This is a genomic window from Bartonella sp. HY038 (genome assembly GCF_014117425.1).
Taxonomy (GTDB): domain Bacteria; phylum Pseudomonadota; class Alphaproteobacteria; order Rhizobiales; family Rhizobiaceae; genus HY038.
The window spans coordinates 338,164-363,792 of sequence record NZ_CP059725.1 but is presented as its reverse complement, the minus strand read 5'-3'; the positions used below and the strand labels follow the sequence as shown (position 1 = coordinate 363,792).

Annotated in this window: 18 protein-coding genes; 7 read left to right on the top strand and 11 right to left on the bottom strand. The window is 40.7% G+C overall.

The window, feature by feature from the left end:
- Positions 1-25 precede the first annotated feature (25 nt).
- The 3 genes from H3299_RS01465 (at position 26) to H3299_RS01455 (ending at position 2,916) form a co-directional block, all read left to right on the top strand.
- Complete coding sequence (locus H3299_RS01465; RefSeq protein WP_182418575.1) at positions 26-796, top strand: ABC transporter ATP-binding protein; 771 nt, start codon at positions 26-28, stop codon at positions 794-796.
- A 176-nt stretch (positions 797-972) separates the two neighbouring features.
- Positions 973-1,839: an ABC transporter permease gene (locus H3299_RS01460; RefSeq protein WP_182418574.1), complete on the top strand. Its 867-nt coding sequence runs from the start codon at positions 973-975 to the stop codon at positions 1,837-1,839.
- A gap of 57 nt (positions 1,840-1,896) precedes the next feature.
- Complete coding sequence (locus H3299_RS01455) at positions 1,897-2,916, top strand: ABC transporter substrate-binding protein (protein ID WP_182418573.1); 1,020 nt, start codon at positions 1,897-1,899, stop codon at positions 2,914-2,916.
- Positions 2,917-3,029: 113 nt separating this feature from the next.
- On the opposite strand, the gene glpK is transcribed toward H3299_RS01455, so the two are convergent.
- The 3 genes from glpK to glpD form a co-directional block, all read right to left on the bottom strand.
- Positions 3,030-4,547, bottom strand: coding sequence for a glycerol kinase GlpK (glpK, locus tag H3299_RS01450; protein ID WP_182418572.1), 1,518 nt, complete (start codon positions 4,545-4,547; stop codon positions 3,030-3,032).
- A 12-nt stretch (positions 4,548-4,559) separates the two neighbouring features.
- Positions 4,560-5,327: an MIP/aquaporin family protein gene (locus H3299_RS01445; RefSeq protein WP_182418571.1), complete on the bottom strand. Its 768-nt coding sequence runs from the start codon at positions 5,325-5,327 to the stop codon at positions 4,560-4,562.
- Between the two features lie 93 nt (positions 5,328-5,420).
- Positions 5,421-6,923, bottom strand: coding sequence for a glycerol-3-phosphate dehydrogenase (glpD, locus tag H3299_RS01440; protein ID WP_182418570.1), 1,503 nt, complete (start codon positions 6,921-6,923; stop codon positions 5,421-5,423).
- 538 nt (positions 6,924-7,461) lie between these two features.
- On the opposite strand from glpD, the gene H3299_RS01435 reads away from it, so the two are divergent.
- Positions 7,462-8,487 (top strand): glycosyltransferase family 1 protein, encoded by a 1,026-nt coding sequence (locus tag H3299_RS01435; RefSeq protein WP_182418569.1) that lies wholly within the window; start codon positions 7,462-7,464, stop codon positions 8,485-8,487.
- Positions 8,488-8,869: 382 nt separating this feature from the next.
- Positions 8,870-10,180 carry a UDP-glucose/GDP-mannose dehydrogenase family protein gene (locus H3299_RS01430; protein ID WP_182418568.1) on the top strand — a complete coding sequence of 437 codons (1,311 nt, stop codon included), beginning with the start codon at positions 8,870-8,872 and terminating at the stop codon, positions 10,178-10,180.
- A 59-nt stretch (positions 10,181-10,239) separates the two neighbouring features.
- On the opposite strand, the gene H3299_RS01425 is transcribed toward H3299_RS01430, so the two are convergent.
- The 6 genes from H3299_RS01425 to H3299_RS01400 all read right to left on the bottom strand — a co-directional run bounded on the left by H3299_RS01425 (position 10,240) and on the right by H3299_RS01400 (position 16,604).
- Positions 10,240-11,082, bottom strand: coding sequence for a bifunctional allantoicase/(S)-ureidoglycine aminohydrolase (locus tag H3299_RS01425; RefSeq protein WP_182418567.1), 843 nt, complete (start codon positions 11,080-11,082; stop codon positions 10,240-10,242).
- Between the two features lie 309 nt (positions 11,083-11,391).
- Positions 11,392-12,663: a diaminopimelate decarboxylase gene (gene lysA / locus H3299_RS01420; RefSeq protein WP_182418566.1), complete on the bottom strand. Its 1,272-nt coding sequence runs from the start codon at positions 12,661-12,663 to the stop codon at positions 11,392-11,394.
- 13 nt (positions 12,664-12,676) lie between these two features.
- Entirely contained in the window at positions 12,677-12,859 is a 183-nt protein-coding gene (locus H3299_RS01415) for a lipoprotein (RefSeq protein ID WP_182418565.1), read from the bottom strand.
- 235 nt (positions 12,860-13,094) lie between these two features.
- Positions 13,095-13,676: a histidine phosphatase family protein gene (locus H3299_RS01410; RefSeq protein ID WP_182418564.1), complete on the bottom strand. Its 582-nt coding sequence runs from the start codon at positions 13,674-13,676 to the stop codon at positions 13,095-13,097.
- A gap of 79 nt (positions 13,677-13,755) precedes the next feature.
- Entirely contained in the window at positions 13,756-14,643 is an 888-nt protein-coding gene (gene fabI, locus H3299_RS01405; protein ID WP_182418563.1) for an enoyl-ACP reductase FabI, read from the bottom strand.
- Positions 14,644-14,975: 332 nt separating this feature from the next.
- A complete protein-coding gene (locus tag H3299_RS01400) occupies positions 14,976-16,604 on the bottom strand; it encodes an alpha-D-glucose phosphate-specific phosphoglucomutase (protein ID WP_182418562.1) in 1,629 nt (542 codons plus the stop codon).
- Positions 16,605-17,113: 509 nt separating this feature from the next.
- Here H3299_RS01400 and H3299_RS01395 point away from each other — a divergent pair.
- Both H3299_RS01395 and H3299_RS01390 read left to right on the top strand, forming a co-directional pair.
- Positions 17,114-17,653, top strand: coding sequence for a peroxiredoxin (locus tag H3299_RS01395; protein ID WP_182419590.1), 540 nt, complete (start codon positions 17,114-17,116; stop codon positions 17,651-17,653).
- A 344-nt stretch (positions 17,654-17,997) separates the two neighbouring features.
- Positions 17,998-19,389 (top strand): L-serine ammonia-lyase, encoded by a 1,392-nt coding sequence (locus tag H3299_RS01390; protein ID WP_182418561.1) that lies wholly within the window; start codon positions 17,998-18,000, stop codon positions 19,387-19,389.
- Positions 19,390-19,810: 421 nt separating this feature from the next.
- On the opposite strand, the gene H3299_RS01385 is transcribed toward H3299_RS01390, so the two are convergent.
- Together H3299_RS01385 and H3299_RS01380 are read right to left on the bottom strand one after the other, a co-directional pair.
- Positions 19,811-23,167, bottom strand: coding sequence for an autotransporter outer membrane beta-barrel domain-containing protein (locus H3299_RS01385; protein ID WP_182418560.1), 3,357 nt, complete (start codon positions 23,165-23,167; stop codon positions 19,811-19,813).
- 849 nt (positions 23,168-24,016) lie between these two features.
- Entirely contained in the window at positions 24,017-25,444 is a 1,428-nt protein-coding gene (locus H3299_RS01380; protein ID WP_182418559.1) for an aldehyde dehydrogenase family protein, read from the bottom strand.
- Positions 25,445-25,629: the final 185 nt, after the last annotated feature.

Here is a 25,629-nt window from a genome sequence, read left to right as displayed (position 1 = left end):
ACGCTTATCGGAGGAGGAGAATTCAATGTCAAATAACGCGCAAGCGCTGCAACCGCTATTGTCGGTTGATGGCGTAACTTTACAATATAAAACGCCTGACACACTGGTTACAGCGACTTGGAAAGTAAGCTTTGATATTTTTAATGCAGATAGATTTATTCTATTAGGACCATCAGGTTGCGGCAAATCAACATTGTTAAAAGCTGTTGGCGGCTATATTAAACCAACAGAGGGGAAAATTAAGCTCAACAACCAATTAATAACCGGCCCCGGCCCTGAAAGAATGATGGTTTTTCAAGAATTTGACCAATTATTGCCTTGGAAAACAGTACGAGAAAATGTTAAATTTGCACTCACGGCAAGTGGCAAATTGAATGACAAAGAAGCTGACGAACGCGCCACTTCTTACATTGAAAAAGTTGGTCTTTATAAATTCATCGACTCCTATCCTCATACATTGTCAGGCGGCATGAAACAACGCGTTGCTATTGCACGCGGCATGGCAATGGAACCGGCAATTTTGCTGATGGATGAACCATTTGCGGCCCTTGACGCTTTAACACGGCGTAAAATGCAAGATGAATTACTGCGCCTTTGGGAAGACACAAAATTTACTGTGCTTTTTGTTACCCATTCAATCGAGGAAGCAATCCGCATTGGCACACGTATCCTACTTCTTTCCGCTCATCCTGGCCAAGTAAAAGCTGAGTTAAATAGCATTCCGGCAGAATTATTAGGAACAGATGAACAAGGAAAACTGGAAGCGCGTATCAATGATATGCTTTTTGTGCATTAGCTAAAATATTAAAGTTAACCGCACGATCAAATAGGTTTCATTTGGTACTAGAGGACGTCTATTTATTGTTGAAGCAATATCGTGCTCTAATTATTTTGTCGCATTGTCCAACGCAAAAGTTGACCCGACTTTCATGGGAAATACTCTAGCATTTGCATTGCTTTGGGAGGAAATTTATGTCTAATTCCATCTTAATACGCCCTGAACGAATAGAAACGGAGTTACCGGTAGGTATTCCCGAAGTTGAAAAACAATTATCATTATTTGAAAAACTTTATAAAATAAGTGCGATTAGAAAAGCCTTTATTTTGGTCATTTTAGCCGCTATTTGGCAAGCCTATGGCACATGGCTGAATAATCCACTTTTATTCCCGACCTTTATTGATACTGTACATGCTTTCATCGAAAACATTATGAACGGCATAATACCAGCACGCACCTGGTCATCTTTGCAAACATTAGTTATTGGCTACGGTATAGGTATTATATTAGCCGCTTTATTAACCACATTAGCAATTGGCTCGCGTATCGGCTCGGACCTATTGGAAACACTGACTTCAATGTTTAACCCACTTCCAGCCATTGCGCTTTTACCCCTCGCGCTTATCTGGTTTGGTCTTGGTACAGGCAGTATTGTTTTTGTCTTGGTTCATTCAGTTTTATGGGCAATTGCCCTAAATACCCATGCAGGCTTTCGCTCTGTTTCCACAACACTCAAGATGGTTGGCATGAATTATGGGCTTAAAGGTTTAAAATTGGTGCGTTTAATCCTTATACCTGCGGCATTTCCATCTATTTTAACTGGCTTAAAAGTAGGTTGGGCCTTTGCTTGGCGCACATTAATTGCAGCCGAATTGGTGTTTGGTGCTTCTTCGGGATCTGGCGGATTGGGGTGGTTTATTTACGAAAACCGCAACCAACTTGAAACAGCAAACGTGTTTGCCGGTCTTTTTACGGTGATTATCATTGGCCTTATTGTTGAAAATATCATTTTCGCATGGATTGAACGTAAAACTATTCGCCGCTGGGGTATGCAACATTAAGTTTGGCTTTGATTAAGCTTTAATCTAATTTTCGATAATTTAAAATGGGAGGAAACCATGAATAAAAATATAAAATTATTGGCAAAATCGCTTTTATTTATTCTAATAATTGCATTCAGCCTTACCAAGGCACAAGCAGAAGTAAACGAAGTGCGTGTTTCGCGTGGCTATGGAATTTTATATCTGCCACTGATTGTAATGCAAGACCAAAAAATATTTGAAAAAAAGGCTAAAGAAGAAGGTCTTGGTGATTTAAACGTTAAATGGGTTATTCTTGATGGCGGCAATGTCATTAATGACGCTATGATGGCAGGATCTATTGATATTGCAGGTACAGGCGCGCCGGGTTTTATTACCCTTTGGTCAAAAGCTCGTGGTATTCCTAATGTTGAGGTAATTGGCTTAACTGCTTTGAGTGCGACTTCGCTTTGGTTAAATACCAATCGTGATCATATCAAAACCTTAAGCGATTTTAAATCAGGCGATAAAATTGCCATTCCAGGCATAAAGACATCGCTCGCAGCAGTAGTGTTACAGATGATTGCAGCAAAAGAATTTGGCCATGATAATTATGCAAAACTTGATCCATTAACCGTTGCACTTCCCCACCCTGAGGCTGTGGCTGCATTAATCGCTGGGAAAACAGAAATTGTTGCCCATTTCACCTCACCACCATTCCAACAAATTGAAATCAAATCAGACCATATTCATCGGGTGGTTAACTCAGTTGATTATGTAGGCAACCTCACTCTCGACGTAACCTATGCACCTAAACGCTTTGTTGATGCAAATCCACAAACAACCAAAGCCTTTATCGACGCATTAGACGAAACCAATAAATTTATCGCAGAAAATAAAGAGCTTGCCGCGGAAATTTTTGTCAATAGTTCAAAAGTAAAAATTGATAAGGATGAAATACTCGCAATTATTAATGATCCGGATACCAAATTTTCGACAACACCAGTTAATGTTATGAACTTTGCTGAGTTTTTAGGCCTTTCAGGTACAATAAAGACAAAACCAAATGACTGGAAAGATCTATTTGTTCCTTATTTACATGAACGCGATGGCAGCTAAATAAAAAAGCCCCAAGCTAATTCTTCAAATTTTAGCTTGGGGCTTTTGGCTATTTTATGAAACTAGACCATCAAGCAAAGTAACTTTAACAACTTTGCTTGATGGTTTTTATTTTATTCATCCTCTGCGTCTTCAATGTCCCAATCGCGGACGCGCTGAACGGCCTTTTTCCAACCCTTATAGCGTTTTTGCTGTTTTGCCACATCGTCCGATGGACTAAATAATTTTTCAACGCTGGACACTTGCCGCACTTCATCAAGGCTCTTCCAAAAGCCAACCGCAAGGCCAGCAAGATAAGCAGCACCAAAGGCTGTCACTTCAAGAATGACTGGGCGCTCTACTGGTTTTTGCAAAATGTCAGCTTGAAATTGCATCAAGAAATTATTGGCAACCGCACCACCATCAACGCGCAAGGCTTTCATATCCGTGTCTGCATCATCAAGCATTGCGTCAAGCACATCCTTAGTTTGATAAGCAATAGCTTCCAATGTTGCACGAGTAATATGGTTGCGATTAACACCGCGTGTAATACCCATAATGGCACCGCGTGCAAATGGATCCCAATAAGGCGCGCCAAGACCTGTAAAGGCTGGCACCACATAAACACCATTGGCAGTACCAACTTTATCAGCAAAATATTCAGAATCTTCCGCGTCAGTAAAGAACTTCAATTCATCGCGCAGCCATTGGATCGCCGCACCAGCCACGAAAATAGAGCCTTCAAGCGCATAGGCTGGGCCGCCGTTTTCATCACATGCGATGGTAGTAATCAAGCCCTTATGAGATGTGACGGCCTTCTTGCCAGTATTCATCAACATAAAGCAACCTGTACCATAAGTATTTTTGGCTTCCCCCTCATTGACGCAGATATGGCCAAAAAGCGCCGCCTGCTGATCACCAGCCGCACCAGCAATAGGGATACGTGTACCACCACGGCCACCAAGATTGGTTTGTCCATAAATTTCTGATGAGCGCTTCACCTCAGGCAGCATAGAGCGTGGAATATTGAGTGCTTTTAGCATTTCATCATCCCAATCTAGCGTATGGATATTAAAGATCATCGTGCGTGACGCATTGGTATATTCTGTCACATGCACGCGACCTTGCGTCATATTCCAAATAAGCCATGTATCAACTGTCCCAAAAAGCAGTTCACCACGGTCTGCCTTTTCGCGTGCGCCTTCAACATTTTCCAAAATCCATGCAATTTTGGTGCCTGAAAAATAAGGATCAATGACAAGACCTGTATTATTGCGGACATGATCTTCAAGACCCGCTTTTTTAAGTCTTGCGCAGATTTCAGTGGTGCGACGACATTGCCAAACAATGGCATTATAAACCGGCTTTCCAGTTGCTTTTTCCCAAACAATAGTCGTTTCACGTTGATTGGTAATACCAATACCAGCAATTTCATCGGTGCTAATGCCAGCTTTTGCTAAAGCTTCCGTTAGGGTTGAGCTTTGAGTTGCCCAAATTTCACGCGGGTCATGTTCAACCCAACCTGGATGGGGATATATTTGGGTAAATTCACGCTGAGCAACGCTGACAACTTCAGCCTGTTTATTTAAAACCAAGGTTCTAGAACTGGTTGTGCCTTGATCCAAAGCAACGATATATTTTTTCTCCGCCATGATATGCTCCCGTTAATTGCTGTTGCCAGCCTTCATTTGTTTCAATGCTTTGCCAATAAAACGTTTATAAAGAAATGAACCCGCAAGCCCACCTAATATTGGGGCAGTAAGGGGAATGAGGAAATAAGGGATTGAGCGTCCACCTGTCATGATATCTGGGCCCCAGCCAGCCAAAAAAGCAAATAGTCTTGGGCCAAAATCGCGCGCAGCATTCATCGAAAAACCAGTTAATGGGCCAAAAGAGCCACCAATAATTGCAACAACAACACCAATTAAAAATGGTGCCATGGCACCGCGCGGCGCGCCATTATCATTATCGGTAAGCGCCAAAATAGCCATCAATAAAAGTGCGGTTATAAAGAACTCGGTCATAAAGGCTTGCAAAATGGTTATTTTCGCATTGGGAAAGGTAGTAAATACTCCCGCATTGCTCATATCTTTAACGGCAAACAAATTATGATAGAGCAAATAAACGACCGCCGCCCCCATAAAGGCACCCGCTAACTGTGATAATATAAAGGGAATAATCTTAGATTTGGGAAAATCACCAAAAACTGCCAAGGCAATAGTAACCGATGGGCTAAGATGAGCACCTGACACGCCGCCAGTGACATAAACAGCAATAGCGACACCAAGTCCCCATATGATACTAATTTCCCACTGGCCGTAACTAGCCCCGGCAAGTACCAACCCTGCAACAGAACCAATACCTATAGCAATGAATAAAAAAGTTCCGATAAATTCAGCGATACATTCATTTCTTAGCTGCGAATATTTCATAACCTTCTCCCTACTCCCCAAGAAAAATTCTCAAGCCAACAATTTACCTTTTAAACCAGTTTTGCTGCAAAATTTAAATATTATCAGAAAAACTTAAGCCCCTTTACTAGTGCTAATATTCCTTTGTTCCAGATAAGTTTTCAAAGGTTCAATTTCATTGTCTTTAAACCAAAGTCCAAGTTTTGAACGCCGCCATAAAATATCTTGCCAATCAATTGCCCATTCTTCTTTGATTAACCAATCAACTTCCGCCTCGTATAAGCCATGACCAAAATGACGACCTAATGGCTTATCGCCCTGCTCAAATATAACAAGCGCATCGGTACCATAGCTTCGCGCCAAACGACGAATAGTAAAATCATCTAGATCTGGCAAAACTTTCTTTATACCATCTTGAATAAGATCTAACCGTCCATGAGGAAAATTACCTCCCGGCAAAGGTATTGCCCCCGTCCATGCCGCTTTGCGTGTTCCAAGATATTTTTCTACATATTCCATGACATCTTCTGATAATTTACGATAGGTGGTTATCTTACCGCCATAAGAAGATAAAAGTGGCGCATCGGCATTTTCATCAGCAAGTTTCAACACAAAATCACGAGTGGTTTTCTGCGCGCTAGCAGCACCGTTATCATAAAGCGAGCGCACCCCTGAATAGCTCCAAACGATCATATCTCTGGTAATTTTTTGCGCAAAATACTCACTTGATGCGTTGCAAAGATATTCAATTTCCTCATCAGATATTTTTACATCCTTTGGATCATCATGATAGTCGCGATCTGTTGTGCCAATCAGGGTGAAATCTTCTTGATAGGGAATTGCAAAAATGATGCGCCCATCTGGATTTTGAAAAATATAGGCGCGATCGTGATTGTATAATTTCGGTACAACGATATGCGAACCTTGAACAAGCCTTATTTGTGGGTGACCACTTATTTCGGCAACATCTTTCAATATATGATCAATCCACGGCCCTGCCATATTGGCCAAGAATGAAGCGGTTATCGTTTTTTCTTCACCGGTTAGAGTATTTTTTAATTCAATATGCCATTTTTTATCAATAATTTTGGCTGATAAAACCTTTGTGCGTACCATAATATCCGCACCAAGCTCTTTGGCGTGGCGAGCATTTAAAACTACAAGGCGAGCATCATCAACCTGCTCGTCAGAATATTCAAATCCCTGCTTATAACCTGCTTTTAGTGGATCTTCCGTTTCTTTTGCAAAATCAACCACAGTAGTTTTTTTGAGTTCTTTGCTGCCGCCCAAATGATCATAGATAAAAAGACCAAAGCGCAGCATCCATTTTGGCCGCAAGCCCTTATGATAAGGTAAAATAAAGCGCAATGGTCGCACAATATGCGGTGCAATGTGCCAAATAACTTCGCGTTCCATCAAAGCTTCACGAACAAGACGAAAAGCATATTGTTCAAGATAGCGCAGCCCACCATGAATAAGCTTGGTTGATGCTGATGACGTGCCCGAGGCAATGTCATTCATCTCAGCAAGCCCAACCTTAAACCCGCGACCGGCAGCATCGCGAGCAACACCGCAGCCATTTACGCCGCCGCCAATGATAAAAACATCATAATGCATAATTCGACACTCCCGATAGGCTTCATGGATTTATTGTTATATTACATTATAAAAAGTATTTATCACCAACTAAATTAAAAATTATCAAAATTTTATTTACGGCTGTAATTATGAGCTGATAAATCTTTTTTTTGGCATGCCTATATTTAATTGATCTTTAAATAACTTAAGGTCAACACCTAAACCCAAATTGGGTTTAATAATACTTTAATGGACAAGAATATATACGCTTCCCATTCAAAGCACATAATAAAAACCTTAAACCAAATGTCATAAAAACATCATGAAACTGTAAGGCTTATGTCAAGTAAATCTGGCATTTTAAGTATTATACAATGAGCCTATTTGATTTTTTAAAAAATCAAATCGACCCTTTTGATGCATAGGTAATATCAATGGTGACAGTAAAAAGATTTACTTGGTAAATATGGTTCTAACTATGCAAACCCATATTTAATATGTTTTTAACATATTAATTTTCTTTATTTTTAAATGCGCAAAATTGGCGAAATGCTAATTTTCTAAATAAGGCGGTAACATGAAATTAGCATTGGTTACAGATGCATGGTTGCCACAGGTAAATGGCGTTGTTCGCACTCTTGAAAATGTTATTTCTGGTCTTTCTCAAAAAGGAATAGTAACCGAAATAATCGCTCCTTCTGACTATTATTCTATGTCCTGTCCAACCTATTCTGAAATACGTTTAGCGCTGCCCTCACCTATTGGTTTATCTCGCCGTTTAAAAGCCATGGATGCCGATGCCATCCATATTGCTACTGAAGGGCCATTGGGTTTGCTTGCTCGTTTCATTTGCCTTTGGAATGGGTGGAAATTTACCACGAGTTTTCATACCCGCTTTCCAGAATATGTGGCTGAAAGATTTCCTGTCCCCTTATCACTTACCTATGCCATGATGCGGCGCTTCCATAACAAGGCCGCCCTAACACTGGTACCCACCCGTTCCATTTATGATATTTTGGCTAAGCGCGGTTTTAGCAATCTTAAAATATGGTCTCGCGGTGTTGATCGCGCGCTATATCACCCAATGCCGGAAATAGACCTTGGCTTACCAAAACCTATTTTTTTAAATGTCGGCAGAGTTTCGATTGAAAAAAATTTGGAGGCTTTTTTGTCGCTTGATTTACCCGGTACAAAATTAATTGTTGGTGATGGCCCAGCGCTCTCAAACCTCAGAGCCAAATATCAAGATGCGGTCTTTGTTGGTAAGAAGCATGGCAAAGATCTTGCTCGTTATTATGCTGGTTCTGATGTTTTTGTTTTTCCATCGCGCACCGATACATTTGGTCTTGTATTGCTAGAAGCCATTGCAAGCGGCCTACCCCTTGCCGCCTTTCCAGTTTCTGGCGCCCTTGACGTGGTAAAAGGCACAAAAGCTGGTGTATTATCTGAAAATTTGCAACAAGCTGCCTTGCAAGCACTTAATATGGGTAAAATGGATCCTGAACGCGCCTTAGGTAACTTCACTTGGGAACATTGCGTTGATATTTTTGCTGAAAGCCTTGTACCTTGCTTTCAAACCAATAATTTCATCCCCCAACAATAAAGTGTTATTTCATTTGCATTGAAATACCATCAAAAAACCTTCACGAAAATATATCATTGCTTTTGGCAGTAGTATAAAAAAATCTATTCGATCTTACACAGCTATTTGCGTAATCATTATCGGCTATTTTATAAGCTTATCAGGCAGTAGCACACAAAACTGCAAAGCAAGCGATTACAATACCATTGATTATTCTTCCACCCCTAAAATTTTACATAATTTGCAAATGGTTTAAAAGGCTTTTTAACCAACACTTGATTATAATAACCAAAGATTTGTTGATGTGAGATTTTTGACATTGTATAAGAATGGCATCAACACAAAATAACATGCATTTTGTTTTTGCATGATACCAAAACAAAGAAGATTATAAGGTAATTTTATGAAAATTGTTATGATAGGCACAGGTTATGTCGGACTTGTTTCTGGTGTTTGTTTTGCCGAATTTGGCTTTAATGTTACCTGCATTGATAAGAATGAAGCGATTATAGCGCGACTTAAAAAGGGTGAAATTCCAATTTTTGAACCCGGCCTTAAAGAAATTCTTGAACGTAATGTCAGTGCTGAACGCTTAACATTCTCAACCGATTTAGCCCATCATGTAAAAGATGCCGATGTTATTTTCATTGCAGTTGGTACACCATCACGGCGTGGCGATGGTGAGGCTGATTTACAATATATTGAAGCCGCCTCAGACGAAATTGCGCAATACATGAAAAAAGGCGCTGTTATAGTTATCAAGTCAACCGTTGTTGTTGGTACCAATCGTATTATTTATGAACGCATGAAAAAGCAGCGTCCCAATATTGATTTTTCAATGGTATCCAATCCTGAATTTTTACGCGAAGGCTCTGCTATTGAGGACTTTTTACACCCTGACCGTGTCGTGGTTGGTGTTCTTGATGAAAATGGTCGTGAAGCTATGCGCCGTATTTACCGCCCATTATCTTTACGTGAAACACCGGTAGTATTCACATCTCTTGAAAATGCCGAGCTTATAAAATATGCAGCCAATGCGTTTTTAGCGATGAAAGTAACCTTTGCCAACCAACTTGCTGATCTATGTGAAAAGACAGGTGGCAATATTCAAGATGTGGCTAGTGCCATGGGTATGGATAAACGCATCGGTTCCAAATTCTTACATGCAGGCCCAGGCTTTGGCGGCTCATGTTTTCCAAAAGATACTCGTGCCTTTGCCGCAACCGGTAAGCGTTATAATGCACCGCAAAAACTTATTGAAACTGTCATTGACATTAATGAACAACGAAAAGCCCAAATGGCTGAACGTATCATTGACATAGCCCAAAAAAACAACGTAACTAAAATTGCTATTTTGGGCGTGGCCTTTAAACCGAACACGGATGATATACGTGAAGCCCCTGCCCTTGATATTATTCCGCTATTACAAAAGGCAGGTCTTTTGATTAAAGCCCACGACCCTGAAGCTATGGATCAGGCAAAAGATAAGCTTGCAAATGTTGAATGGTGTCAGTCACCCTATGAAGCTGCGAAGGATTGCGGCATTGCCGTTATTTTGACCGAATGGAATGAATATCGCGCTTTAGACCTTAAGCAAATATTACAGCTAATGACTGGTAATGTTTTAATTGATATGCGCAATATTTATAAAAGCGAAGACATTCAAGAAATTGAAATTGAATATGTGTCTATCGGCCGTCCTCTTATTCATTAAGTGAATGAAAAACACGCTTGCAAGTGGATAAATTCACCCACTTGCAAAGGGTTTAATATTTATATACGCGAAAAAGCCGATGCACCAAGATGAGGATGGCGATTAACATCTTTATAAAGCAAATAGCGAAATGGCTGTGGGCCGCCAGCATAGCAAGCTTGCGGACAAAAAGCACGTAGCCACATATAATCGCCAGCTTCTACCTCCACCCAATCTTCATTTAATCTATAAACGCCTTTACCCTGCAACACATAAAGCCCGTGTTCCATAATATGGGTTTCCAAGAAGGGTATGACTGCGCCCGGCTGTAAGGTTACAATGGTAATATGCATGTCATGGCGCATATCATTCACATCAACAAAGCGGGTCGTTGCCCAAGTACCATGGGCATTAGGCATAGCATCAGGAGTTATATTCTGTTCATTAATAATTAAAATCGGCGGTTTTTCAATTCCTTCAACTGCAATATAAAATTTGCGTATCCAATTAAAACGCGCCGCTTGACCGTTCTCATTTTTTAGCTGCCATTTTGTACCCGCCGGAATATAAGCAAAACTACCTTCACGCATTTTATATTCTTGACCATCAGCGATAATGGTAAAAGCGCCCTCAAGGCAAAATAAGGCGCTTTGCGCATGGCTATCAAGCTCTGGCCGCTCACTACCACCATTTGGTCCAACTTCCATTATATAATGGGAAAACGTCTCTGAAAAGCCACTCATTGGCCGCGAAATAATCCAGCAGCGGGTATTTTCCCAAAATGGTAACAAGCTGATGACAGTATCGCACATCACACCTTTTGGTATAAAGGCATAGGCGTCTTTAAAAACTGCGCGTCCGGTTAATAATTGGCTTTGTGGTGCAACACCGCCATGAGGCGCCGCATAAGTTGTCTTAGTCATGACTATCTCCTCCCATAATAATAATACTATCAAGGCTTTTGTGATGATCAAGCTGATTAATGAATCAAAATTTGCGAAAACTAATTTGAAAAACGAATAGAAAAGCCTCAAAACATGAATATTTTTGAGGCTCTACGACACAATCATCGCAAATTAATACTATCTTGACCGAAGACAAACCCCATTTCAACGCGTGAAATTGAATAGGTTTTACTATAGCACATATATTTCACCCACCACGCTGTAAAATTTCAGTGCCAAATGGTGGGCTTCATATGAATAAGAAGTTGGATGGTCAAAAGACGATTTTTAAATATTTAAATAATCAGGCACGTTATCAAGCGCTAGCAATTCTTCATAAGTAGGACGACGACGAATAATCGCAAATTCATTGTCATTCACCAAAACTTCTGGCACCAAGAGTCTAGTATTATATGTGCTAGACATCGCGGCGCCATAAGCACCAGCACCTGCAACCGCCAAAAGATCATGAGGGCCTAATTTTGGTACAATACGATCAAGCCCTAAATAATCACCGGTTTCACAAACGGGTCCTACAATATCAGCACGAATAAATTCATCGCTTGGCTTTGGTTGATTAACTGGCATAATCATATGCCATGCATCATAAAGTGTTGGACGAATAAGATCATTCATTGCGCCGTCAACAATGAGAAAATTGCGACCATCGCCTTCTTTTAAATAAATAACCGAAGTTACTAACATACCAGCATTGCCGGCAATATGGCGGCCGGGTTCGCAAATAATTTTTACGCCAAGTGGCGCAATATGTTTTTTTACAATAGTCGCATAATCATCGGTTGATGGTGGTGGATCATTATCAAAACGATAAGAAATGCCAAGACCACCGCCAACATCAACATGATGTAAATCATGACCATCATTTTTTAACTGGCGAACAAGATCGGCAGTAATTGCAAAGGCACTATCAAAAGGTTCAAGATCACAAATCTGGCTGCCAATATGCACATCAACACCGCGAATGACTAAGCCCTGCAGGCTTGATGCCATATTATAAGTTTCACGCGCATTTTTTAGCGGAATACCAAATTTATTTTCTGATTTACCAGTCGAAATTTTCTTATGGGTTTTTGCATCAACATCGGGATTGATACGAATTGAAACAGGAGCAACCTTACCTATGGCAGTCGCGCGCTGCGATAGCTGTATAAGCTCTGGCTCGGATTCGACATTAAAGCAATAAATGCCTTGCGATAGCGCATAATCCATTTCTTCAATGGTTTTACCAACGCCAGAATAAACAATTTTTTGCGGGATAATACCAGCCGCCAATGCTCGGCGTAACTCGCCTTGGGAAACAACATCAGCCCCTGCCCCTTCATTGGCAAGCAATTTTAAAATTGCCTGATTGGAGTTGGCTTTTAAAGCAAAGGCTATTAACGCATTGCAGCCAGCAAAACTCTTTACATAATCGCGATAATTTTTACGCAGACTATTAGCCGAATAGCAATAAAATGGCGTGCCAACCTTGGCAGCAATCGTTTCCAGTGGCAAATCTTCAGCATGAAGCTTACCGTCTTTATATTTGAAATAATCCACGCTTAAAATCCGACTACTTAATCAAACCATCAAGAATAAAAGGCTTATCTTCCCTTGGCTTTTGTACTTTTTCACCATTAGCATTTTCAATTATTGAAGATGGCGGTGGTTCAAGCGGCCCTTTACGACCACAACCTGCTAAAGCCAACCCACAAAAGGCGGTTACGAGTGATAAGGCGAGAAGGCGTTTCGTCATCCCAAAAATTCCAATCAAATAAGCAATTATTGATAAATATTACCAACCAAAGGAACAACTATCTTTATTAAAATAAGATAGTATTTATCCATGAAAAAATTCTTATCCTGCACATTTAGCTTTTAGTGCATTGTTTTGCAAGACGATGCGTAGTTTACCAGCGTAATCTTTGCGATAAAATGCAAAAGGTTTTTAAAAACCTTAACCGATATAAACTTGTCTTGATATTCGAGCATTATACCCAATCAAGTTTACCATCTTCAAAGCGTAAAATATGGTCTTGCGGTACAGAATCATTGGACGCCTCTTTTTCACTTAAACCGCCATAAATATTAAATAGCGAGCGAATACAGCCACCATGGGTTACCACAACGCTTTTATCACGCACATTGGACATAAATTGTTCAATACGGTTGCGCAGCATAGCATAGCTTTCTGCGTGTTGACCGGGGGGTAAAAAATTCCACTTATCTTTGGCTCGGGCAGCTAAAAGTTCTGAATGTTCAACCCCAAGTTCGCTTTCCGTAAAACCTTGCCAGTCACCAAAATTAAGTTCCATCAATAGATCATCAAGGCGGTAGGCTTTAGGATCAATCCCCATTGCGCCGCGGATAAGCTCCATAGTCTCACGCGTGCGACCAAGCGGACTTGCAACAAAATCAAATCCTTCACCATCACCAATAAGATTATAGAGTTTTTTACCATTGCCCTTGGCTTGTGCGCGACCTATATCGTTGATCGGCTGATCTACTTGCCCTTGAATACGGCCCGACACATTCCAGTCAGTTTGTCCGTGTCGTGAAAAATAGATAAGCATGGCTAGAAATCTCCTCTTTATAGCTCTGCATGCGACTTTATAGACTAAGGCGCATGCAGTATAGAGGAAATTTAAAATTTTAGTCTTTGATGACTGAAATATCTGGTGCATCAACGGCTTTCATACCAATGACGTGATATCCAGAATCTGCGTGGTGAACTTCACCGGTTACCGAACGCGACAGGTCAGAAATGAAATAGACACCAACATCGCCCACTTCTTCAATAGTGACTGTACGGCGCAATGGCGAATTATACTCGTTCCATTTCAAGATATAGCGGAAATCACCAATACCTGATGCAGCAAGGGTTTTGATAGGGCCTGCAGAAATCGCATTTACGCGAATATTTTTAGGACCAAGATCAACAGCCAAATATTTCACACTTGCTTCAAGTGCAGCTTTTGCAACGCCCATAACATTATAGTTAGGCATAACTTTTTCAGCACCATAATAGGTAAGTGTTATAATTGAACCACCATCATTCATCAATTTTTCTGCACGCTGGGCAATAGCCGTTAGCGAGTAAACCGAAATATTCATGGTCATAGCAAAATTTGCTTCGCTAGTATCAACATAACGGCCAGTAAGCTCGTCCTTATCTGAAAAGCCAATAGCATGGATAACAAAATCAATTTTGCCCCATTTTTCAGCAATGACGTCAAAAACGGCATCAATGGTAGCAGGATCGGAAACATCACAATTACCGCACACCAATGCGCCTAACTCTTTTGCAAGCGGCTCAACCCGCTTTTTCATAGCATCACCTTGATAGGTGAAAGCGAGCTCGGCACCTGCATCATGAGCAGCCTTGGCAATACCCCAAGCAATTGAGCGGTTATTTGCAAGACCAAATACTAAGCCGCGTTTTCCACTCAACAAGCCTTTAGTCTTATTTTGATTTTCTGTTGTCGTCACGTTCTTGTTTGCCCCAACTCTTTCATTTGTCGCAATACCATTTATGGTCATTGACAAGTTCCTGTATTTTAAAATGCAATATTATCTTGAGCCTATGGCACAGCTTTAACTTTTCTTCAAGCAAATGGCAAAAATTTTATCGCAAAATAACGTATCCATAACAAAATTATGATTACCTTTACTAATTCCCACAGGTTTAAACTTGAATATTTAAAGACTTTGGTCATAATATTTCTCTGCTGCGCTATTTATGACGCAGCAGAAACTTTGACCATTTATGCTATTGAAAAGCTTAAATTTTTACATCATTTTATTCTAATTAACTTTATTAAACAGCCAAGGCTTTATTACCTAACAACACTTTATTATGTCACAACGCTTGATTAAGTAATAACACTTGGCTTATCGCGGCCAAGCTTGGTTTGCAAATCCGTAAGCTGATTAGCAATATTAATCAGCCTTGCTAATGCGACTTGCGTATCAAGATTGTGGTTCTGTGGATCACGCTCATAATGCTCCATATAAAGGCGCAAAGTTGCTCCTTGTGTACCTGTACCCGATAAACGAAACACAATACGTGCACCGCCATCAAAGAAAATACGAATACCTTGATGAGCACTCACCGAGCCATCAATTGTATCATGATAGGAAAAGTCATCTGCCTTACTAACAGTTAGGCCATCAAATTCTTTACCAATGAGCGCGGGAAGACTATTGCGCAACGTATCCATGAGGTCTTGAGCAGCTTTTGTATCCACTTCCTCATAATCGTGGCGCGAATAATAATTGCGACCAAAACGCAACCAATGAGCATTGATAATATCCTTAACGCTTTTTTGACTTGCTGCAAGAATATTAAGCCAGAATAACACCGCCCATAGACCATCTTTTTCACGCACATGATTTGAACCTGTGCCAAAGCTTTCTTCACCGCAAAAAGTTACCTTATCAGCATCGAGCAGATTACCAAAAAATTTCCATCCTGTCGGCGTTTCAAACATATTGATTTTAAGATCTTCCGCAACACGGTCTGCCGCTTCACTGGTTGGCATCGAGCGTGCAATGCCTGTTACCTTATCCTTATAGGCTTTTACAAGATTGGCATTTGCAGCAATAACAGCCAAAGAATCAGATGGCGTTATAAATATATCGCGGCCAATAATAAGATTGCGGTCGCCATCACCATCAGATGCTGCGCCAAGATCTGGCGCTTGCGGTGAAAGCATTAATTCATAAAGATCATGGGCATGTACAAGATTTGGATCAGGATGATGGCCACCAAAATCAGGCAATGGCACGGCATTAACTACACTGCCTTTGGCAAAGCCTAAGCGGTTTTCAAAAATTTCAAGACCATAAGGACCAGTAACCGCATGCATAGCATCAAAGCGAATGGTTAGCCCTTCGCTAACTTTGGCTTTAATCAAATTAAAGTCAAAGAGTTCTTCCATAAGATCTGCATAATCCTTAACTGGATCAATGATTTCAACCACCATATCACCAATAAGATAATGCCCAGTAACATCAAGATCGATATCTTCGCTTTCTTCAATCAGATATTCATCAATAACTTTTGAGCGAGCAAAAATAGCATTGGTGACTTTTTCAGGCGCTGGCCCACCATTGGCAATATTATATTTAATACCAAAATCACCATTTGGACCACCCATATTATGGCTAGCTGACAAAATAATACCGCCAAGCGCCTTAAACTTACGAATAAGATGGGACGCTGCTGGTGTTGATAAAATGCCGCCACGGCCAATCATCAACTTTTCAAAACCATTAGCAGCAGCCATTTTAATCAGCTTTTGGATAACTTCGCGATTATAATAGCGCCCATCTCCGCCAACAATGAGCAAGGCTCCGGCTTTCTCGCCCACACAGTCAAAAATTGACTGGATAAAATTTTCTGCATAATTTTTACTTTGGAACACGTTGACCTTCTTGCGAAGCCCTGATGTGCCGGGGTTCTGATCAGAAAATGGCTCTGTTTTAATATGCTTTATCATAAAATTATCCAGTTTTTAAAATTTAATCTAATACCATAATAACCGAAGCTTGAAAAAACACCAAGGTAGATCTTTAAAAGCAAAAACTTTTAGCCCTTTTATAAATATTTTTTGCTTTTTTAGCGGTTATTTCGGTAAGCTTTTATTAAAAATTATATTTCTATTTTAAAAGAAAATGCGAAGCTATAAGCCTAGAGTGAGACCTCTCAATTTAAACAAAAAAGGAGCAAATAACTCATTAGTAAGACAAATGTAATCTATACCATAAAGCATCGCCATATGTTTTTCTTATAAGCGCAATAACCCCAGTTTATTGGCATTTTCTTAATGGTTTCTACAATTTAAATTTATTCTAAAGATGCGAAAATCCTTTGACTATTTTCAAAAAATTCGTTACTGTCACCAACATTAGAATTACCTTTTCCAAATAGCCTTATCATGACTATGTTCCTTTCTGCTATGCAGGTAAGGCTGTTTTATTTGTTCATTTTTAGGAGTAATTTAATATGATGATCGGTAGAAAAGTTCCTGATGTTACATTCCGCACGCGTATTCGTGATGAATCAATCGGGGGCTCAAACCCTTACCGTTGGGAAGATGTGACATCAGCTGATTATTTTGCCAATAAGCGGGTTATTCTTTTCTCATTGCCAGGTGCATTTACGCCTACCTGTTCAACATTTCAGCTACCAGACTTTGAAAAACTTTTTCCAGAATTTCAAGCTCTAGGCATTGATGACATTTATTGCTTATCGGTTAATGATGCTTTTGTTATGAATGCATGGGGCAAGCAGCAAGGTGTTCAGAACATTAAACTTATTCCAGATGGCTCTGGTGAGTTTACCCGTAGAATGGGCATGTTGGTGCGTAAAGATAATGTAGGCTTTGGCCTACGCTCATGGCGTTATGCCGCCGTTATTAATAATGGCACTATTGAGCAATGGTTTGAAGAAGAAGGCTTGAGCGACAATTGTGATAGCGATCCTTATGGCGCATCATCACCACAGAATATTTTGGAAGTTTTAAAAGCTGAAGCCAAGGCTGCTTAATTTCAATAGATTATAAATGGTTTTTACTATTTAAATATATAAAAAGCGTTTGCATATTGATTATGCAAACGCTTTTTTATTTTGATTTCAATAATAACCCGTCGAAATCTGGTTAATTTAACGAATTATCTGAGCCAAAAACTCACTTAATTTATACTGAAAATGCAATAAGATTATCCCCAGTCTTAAGAACAAGTACTTTTGGTTTAAAAAACTAACTCAATAAACAGCAAGTCGCTTTTAACAAAGCTTGAAAAACTCTAAACTGTCATGATATTATCAAGATTGATAGGTGAAGTTTTATAGCTTAAATGCGGTTTCACATTTATTTAACGAGGCTGCTAATGTTTTTGAGTATTTTTGAGATTTTTAAAATTGGCATTGGTCCATCATCATCCCATACAATGGGACCAATGAGTGCGGCTTCCCTTTTTTTAGATTATTTAAGAAACTATCGTAAAAACAACGAAATTCATGCAATTAGCGCAACGCTTTATGGATCACTCGCCTTTACCGGTAAAGGACATGCTAGCGACCGAGCAATTGCTTTAGGATTATTAGGCTTTTTACCTGCAACTCTAGATTCTAACCAAGCCGAAGCCGAGCTTTTAGCACTGGAAGAACAAAAGCAGATTAGACCGCTTGGGCTGCCCAAAATGCGATTTGATCCGCAAAAAGATATTATTTTTGATTATGGCCCACCTTTGCCCGGCCATGCTAATGGCATTATATTTCGAGTTTTTGATGAAAAATGCACCGAGCTTTTACAAGAAACCTATTATTCAATCGGTGGGGGCTTTGTCTTAACCGCCGCGCAATTAGAAGACCAAAAGCATAATATTGAGCGTAATAGCGATGCCACGGTATTTCCTTACCCCTTTGAAAATGCTTTAGAAATGCTAACCATGGCACGCGAGAGTGGCCTATCTATTGCCCAAATGAAGCGCGAAAATGAACTTTGCCGCCGCTCATTAAGTGATTTTGATGAGGGTATCGACCAATTATGGGCGGTTATGAATAATTGCATTGATAACGGGCTTGAACATGATGGCGAATTACCGGGTGGCTTACGCGTAAAGCGACGCGCAAAAAGGATCTATCAGCAATTAATCACTGAAAAACAAAGCAATTTAATGCAGCCCCACGCCGCCACCGATTGGTTAATTGTTTATGCTATGGCGGTTAATGAAGAAAATGCTGCAGGCGGCCGTGTGGTAACGGCTCCAACCAATGGCGCAGCCGGTGTAGTACCGGCAGTTTTGCGTTATTATCTTGACCATTGCCATGGTTCGACAAAAGAAAAAATTGCAGATTTCTTACTAACGGCCGCCGCAATTGGTGGACTGATCAAACATAACGCCTCCATCTCTGGTGCAGAGGCCGGCTGTCAAGGTGAAGTTGGATCAGCATCAGCGATGGCGGCAGCAGGCCTTTGCGCAGCTTTAGGCGGTACGCCAATGCAAATAGAAAATGCAGCAGAAATTGCGCTTGAGCATCATTTAGGCATGACATGCGACCCCGTTGCAGGTCTTGTGCAAGTGCCATGTATTGAGCGCAATGGCCTTGGTGCAACCAAAGCCGTTGCGGCGGCATCGCTTGCCTTACGCGGTGATGGCACCCATTTTATGCCACTTGATAATTGTATTGAAGCCATGCGCCAAACCGGCGAAGACATGAATTTGAAGTTTAAGGAAACAAGCCAAGGCGGTCTTGCTGTCAATGTGCCAGAATGTTAATTCGATATACAGATCGTGCACCATCACGTTGGTTTCCAATCATGATGCTTTCATCATAATTGCAATACATCTCATTTCAAACCATTTTTTATTGCGACAGTCGACGATTTAATTGATATTAATAACATAGAATATTATAAATTTTTTATCAGCTTTTATCGCGCAAACTATAGAATACTTACCAATATAAAACATATTTTGTAATAACTTCGATACATATTGATAATATTTTTTGATGAATTACAATGATAATAAGAATTTTACTTTTAAAAAATTATTGCTGAATACAGCGTTTTTTTTCAAAGACACTATTTTTTTTCATTTTAGATATAAAAGCCAGCACAAAATAAATCTGTGCTGGCTTTTAATTATTGAGGCACGTTGTATTAATGATTATGCCAATGTAAAATATTTCAAATAGTTAGAATTGATATTTAACTTTTACACCGCCGCCGCCGCCTTGACGCTCGCCGACATAGCCTTGGCCATTAACATCAATGCTTAGTGCTTTATTAGTTGATATTGGCTGCACATTGAAACCTGCTTCAAAAATACCACTATCACCTTTTAATGATGGCTTATCCAAATTAAACTCATAAGCCTTTGCTGATATATCGCCATCAAACTCATGCTCATAAGTTGCACCGATATAAGGTTTCAACTGGTCATTATAGTTATAGCCATAGCGACCACCAATTTGCAGGCGTGAACTTGTTGAACTATCAAAATGCAAACGTTCATAGCCAATTGTCACTGTATCGCTATCCATATGTGTCCATAAATAGCGACCATATACATCAAGCGATTGTTTTTCATCAAAATTAAACACATAACCGCCAGCTAAATGTCCACCATAATAGGTTGAGTTGCTCTCATAAGAACCGCTATAATTACCGTTTAAGAAAGAAAGACCGCCAAAGGTCTGCCCCACATCAAACTTATTCGTGGAGCGACCAGCACGCAATGATACCTCAGCATAAAGCCCATCGGCTTGATCTGCCGCAATAGTATTGACTTTGCCAAGACCACTACCCACAAAATCAATACGGCCAAAAATGCCGCCGCCCTTATAATTGCTGTTACCATCGCCATAAACGGCAGCGTAATTAGTAAAGCTATTATAGGTATCATAAGTACCACGTCCATATTCAAAGAAAGCACCGACTGTTCCTTTATGGCCGCAATTAAAATCAAAGCCAAGTGCTAAACCAAGAGCCATATTAAAGCCCTTCATATCAACATGGCTTCCAGTTTCATAGCGCTGCGATGAACCATTCATAAGTACGAAAGGTACTAATGCATTTTTCGTTTCTGCCCCTTGTGAAAAAGCTTGTGTACGGATGATATTAATACTTGAACCTATTAGATCATTGCCTTGATTGGCAAATGCCAATGCAGCTGCGCGACCTTCGGCATAGGATTTTGACTGCGGATTAAGCCGTGCGGCCGATTGCCCTGTGCTTGTAGTTCCTCCCCAAGCGTTATTATTAGCGTTAGAACTACTGCCACCAGAATTGCCAGAAGCTCTATCTGCTTTATCATTAATGGTCAGCACAAGTGCATGATTATCATCAGCTTGTTGGGCTAAGCTTGCTTCATAAATGATAAAGCTGCCTTGCTGAATTGTATAGAGACCAGAAGCTGTCCATGATCCTTGGGTTTTATCAATCAAATTTACCCGATCACCAACATTTAAACGCGAACCATCATTATACATAGCGATACTATGTTTTGTATTTGTAAGGTCAACTGGTGTACCATTTTCTGCAATAGTCACCATTGTGTCGCCGTTAAAGACATTGCTTGGCAATAACCAATTATAATTTTCAAAATTATAAATACCTGATAGTGTGCCACGATAACCATTGAGATTTAACGTATTCCCAGCGGCAACCTTATCAAAAGCGCTATTAACGCTGCCATCACCATTGAGACTATAACCACCATAAATTGCACCGTAAGATGTAAGATTATTATTCTCATCGCGATTGCCTATCTTTATGTCGGTTCCTTCAAGGGTAACAATATTATTGATTGTCGCACCACCAATACCGCTGTCTTCTATCGGGTCGGCTGCCCCTCCCATGCTATAACCGCCATAGACATTACCCCAAATGAGTGATTTGCCAGAAATATTAATCTTGTTGCCAGTAACATCGCCACCATTGCCACCATTGCTAAAGCCGCCAGTGCCACCAATGCTCAATCCACCAAAGATTGAACCTCCATCAACGCCTTGACTGCCATGGCCAGCTATTTCACCTTCACCACCCAAACCGCCTTTAGCGCCTATCAAGGTTACATCTTTTACAATAACTTCGTTTTGGCTAACAAGTCCACCAAAGCCACCTATACCGGTACCATTTGTATCCAAGCCATCATCATAGCCAGAAGATCCACCAACACTTAATCCGCCAATGACAGAACCGCCACCAATACCACCATGGCCACCACCACCGGTGGCATCAGAGCCAGTGCCACCATCTGCCCCTATCAATGTAATATTGGTTAATACGACCTGGTTTGAGGTGACGGCACCGCCTTTGCCTCCGCCAATATTATCGCCAATACCAGAGCCACCAAAACTTGCACCACCAACAATAAGGCCGCCACCAGCACCGCCGTGACCACCACCACCGCCGCCACCATTATTACCACGACCGCCATCTGCTCCAGTTAATGTCGCATTGGTGATTAGCAAGCGATTATCACGCACTTCACCGCCAGCGCCAGCGCCAAAGCTCGCGCCAATTGCAGTGCCACCATAGCTAATGCCGCCAAACACTGAACCGCCACCAATGCCGCCGTGGCCCCCGCCGCCAGAACCACGCAATCCATCACCGCCTTTTGCGCCAATCAGTTGGACATCGGTTAGGGTAATAATATTGCCATGAACTGTGCCGCCTGCGCCGGCTGTTCCTGCAATACTCACACCGCCAATAACTGAACCACCGCCGAAGCCTCCTTGGGTACCACTGAGGGAAAAGGTTGGTCTTGTTGTCTCCGCACCGGTTAATCTAACATGAGCAAGGGTCACAAGGTTCTCACCGACAAGACCACCATTCGCGTGAGTATTTCGGTCATTAAAAGCTGAAGAGGCTGAACCACCAATGCTCAATCCGCCAAGTACAAGGCCGCCGCCTTGGGTGCCAATACCGCCGCTAATGTCTACATTTGTTAGAGCAACAGAGTTTTTGGTTACTGCGCCGCCATTTCCAGATAGCGCACCGAATGCTCCATTGCCACCAATGCTAACACCGCCTATTATGCTGCCACCACCAAAAGGGCCATAACTTCTATCCGAGCTATTGTTAACTGCAATATGACCTGTCCAATCATATTGAACATCTTTTATCGTAACACTATTTTCAGAGACGTTTGCCCCGCTCGCTCCATTTGCATTATCACCGCTTGTACCATTAGCACCAATATCAATACCGCCATAAACCACATAGGGTGCTACAACAATTTTGCCGTCGCTAGCATCTGTATTCCAAACATCTTTGCCATTCACTGCATTTACGCTTGCTGTGTTTCCCGTAACTGTTATTTTATTGGCAGATTGTGTTGCATTGGCATTTGGATAAAGGCTTTGGTAATTATAACCATTTCCCATTGGGTCAATTTGCAATACACTGATATCATTAACACCACCATATTCTATGTCTGCTGCCATAGCTGGTGCTAAAACTGATTGTAGAATTACCCCTGTTGCTCCAAGCGCCGTTGCTAATGCGACAACCGATACTGACCGTTTAAATTGCAAACCTAAAGCCATAAAAATATCCCTCAGAATTAAATTCTAAATTGCTAACTATCATTCTATATCATGTATTTCAATTAAAAATATGTATAAATTGCCTCTTTAAAATTACTAAATGGTATAACCTCATATAGTTAAATGGATTTTCATGTAACGTCATTTAACAAATAGAGGATATACTCTATTAAAATACCATAGTTCGATTGCAGGTTAATTATAAGAATGCAATTCTCTTTTTAGTCGTACGAATATTGATTCAATAAGCGTTATCTGAAAAGCAGTATCCTATTGATTAAAAAGAAAGATAACTCAAAAATTGGATTATTTAAAGAAATGATGGGTTGCTAGACCGGCAATTTTGAAATTAGCCAGCCTGCTAGAAGCACATTTTTCAAATTCGGTGCTAAAAAAATAAGAGCCTATGGCGCTTTTAAAACCGATCCGCCTTTGCTTGCATTAGCGTGTTGCCCCTAGGGTCAGAACCTATTAATTTGAACAAAATGGTTTGAGGAATTTTTTTGTGAGAACCCAAAGATTAAAGGTGAGAAGATCCACAGGAATAGGGATATTTTCAAGGGTCTTCGACAAAGTTATCGTGAAAATTTACTTGTATCATGAAAGGACACAAAAACAGCTGTAATCTACTGCGTCGTAAGGTTCAAATGGGTATACCACCCACTTTTCGCTCTCCTCCTTGTATATTTTTGCTTTTTATTGTGCCATTTCATTTAAATTAATAGGTTCTAACCTTAATCTTGCAGGCGACCAAAATCTTTTGCCACGATAAGGTTTTTAATCGACAACCCATTAAAAAGGCAGCGGTGACGCTGCCTTTTTGCTTTATAAAACTACCAATGTATAAAACTACCACTGTGAGACGGCTTTGCTATCAAGGAATTCTTCAATCCCCCAAATTCCACCTTCTCTTGCGCGACCGGAGCTTTTAACACCGCCAAAGAAGCATTGGCGTGGCAAGCCCTTACCATTGACGGCCACCATGCCAGAGCGCAAAACACGCGCAACGCGGCGACATTTTTCTGCGTCTTGTGATTGGATATAATTGGTCAAACCATATTCCGTATCATTGGCAAGTTTTATTGCTTCTTCCTCGCTATCAAAGGGCATAATTGACAAAACAGGGCCAAAAATTTCTTCGCGATAAATGCGCATATCATCATGCACATCAGCAAAAATAGTTGGGCGCACATAATAGCCTTTTGACAAATGATCGGGACGACCAACACCGCCACAGAGCAAAGTTGCCCCTTCATCTATACCAACTTGAATAAGGTCTTCAATCTTGTCAAATTGTGCTTTAGACACAACAGGGCCAATATGATTGCCTGCTTCCTTTGGATTGCCAACTTTAACGCTTGCACCAAAACTTTTCGCAAATTCAACTGCTTTTGCATAAAGTGGGCGTTCAACCATCATACGGGTTGGCGCATTACAGCTTTGACCGCTATTATTAAAGCAATGTAAAATACCGCGCTTTACCGCATCTTCATCTGCATCGGCAAAGATGATATTAGCACCTTTACCACCAAGCTCAAGTGCAACCCGCTTTAAGGATTTAGCCGCATTTTCAGATATGGCCTTGCCAGCGCGAGTTGAACCGGTAAAGCTAATCATTTCCACATCAGGGTGACCAGAAAGACAAGTGCCAACACCAGCGCCATCACCATTAACCAAATTGAAAACGCCTGCAGGAACGCCAGCTTCATCAATAAATTCTGCCATAAGCAATGATGACATTGGCGCAATTTCCGATGGTTTAAGCACCATGGTACAACCAGCAAGAAGGGCCGGTATGACTTTCAAAGTAACTTGGTTCATCGGCCAGTTCCACGGCGTAATCAAACCAACGACACCAATGGCATCATAAACAAGTGCGCCCTCATTTTCTTCGTTAAGGGGGCGTACAAATTTGAATTTTTTAAAAACAGCAATAAAATCTTCAATATGGCATTTTCCAGCCTCTGCTTGTTGAGACAAAGCCATGTCGCTTGGCGCACCCATTTCATAAGTAATAGCTTCAGCCATTTCACTGATACGGCGATTATAAACAGCCAAAATACGTTCCACATAATCAAGCCGTTCCTCTGGTGTTGTTTGCGACCATGTTGGAAAGGCCTTTTTAGCTGCTGCGACAGCATTATTGGTGTCTTCTATACCACCAATGGAAATAACCGCATAGGCTTCTTCGGTTGATGGATCAATAACGCTTAAGTCATTATTTTGAATTGGATTAACCCATTTACCATCAATATAAAATTGGCGTTTCTCAATCATATTCTATCTCCCATAGTTTATTGATTAAAGTGTTTTCACGACAATGGAGCAATGCGATTACCCCAGAATTATTTCATAATATCTAAATACAACTCTTATTGGCTGTTTATATTACAGTTCTTTAGGCTTTCCCATATATGAACTGGCAAATTACAAAAAATTTATCCATGAATTTTAAGAATATT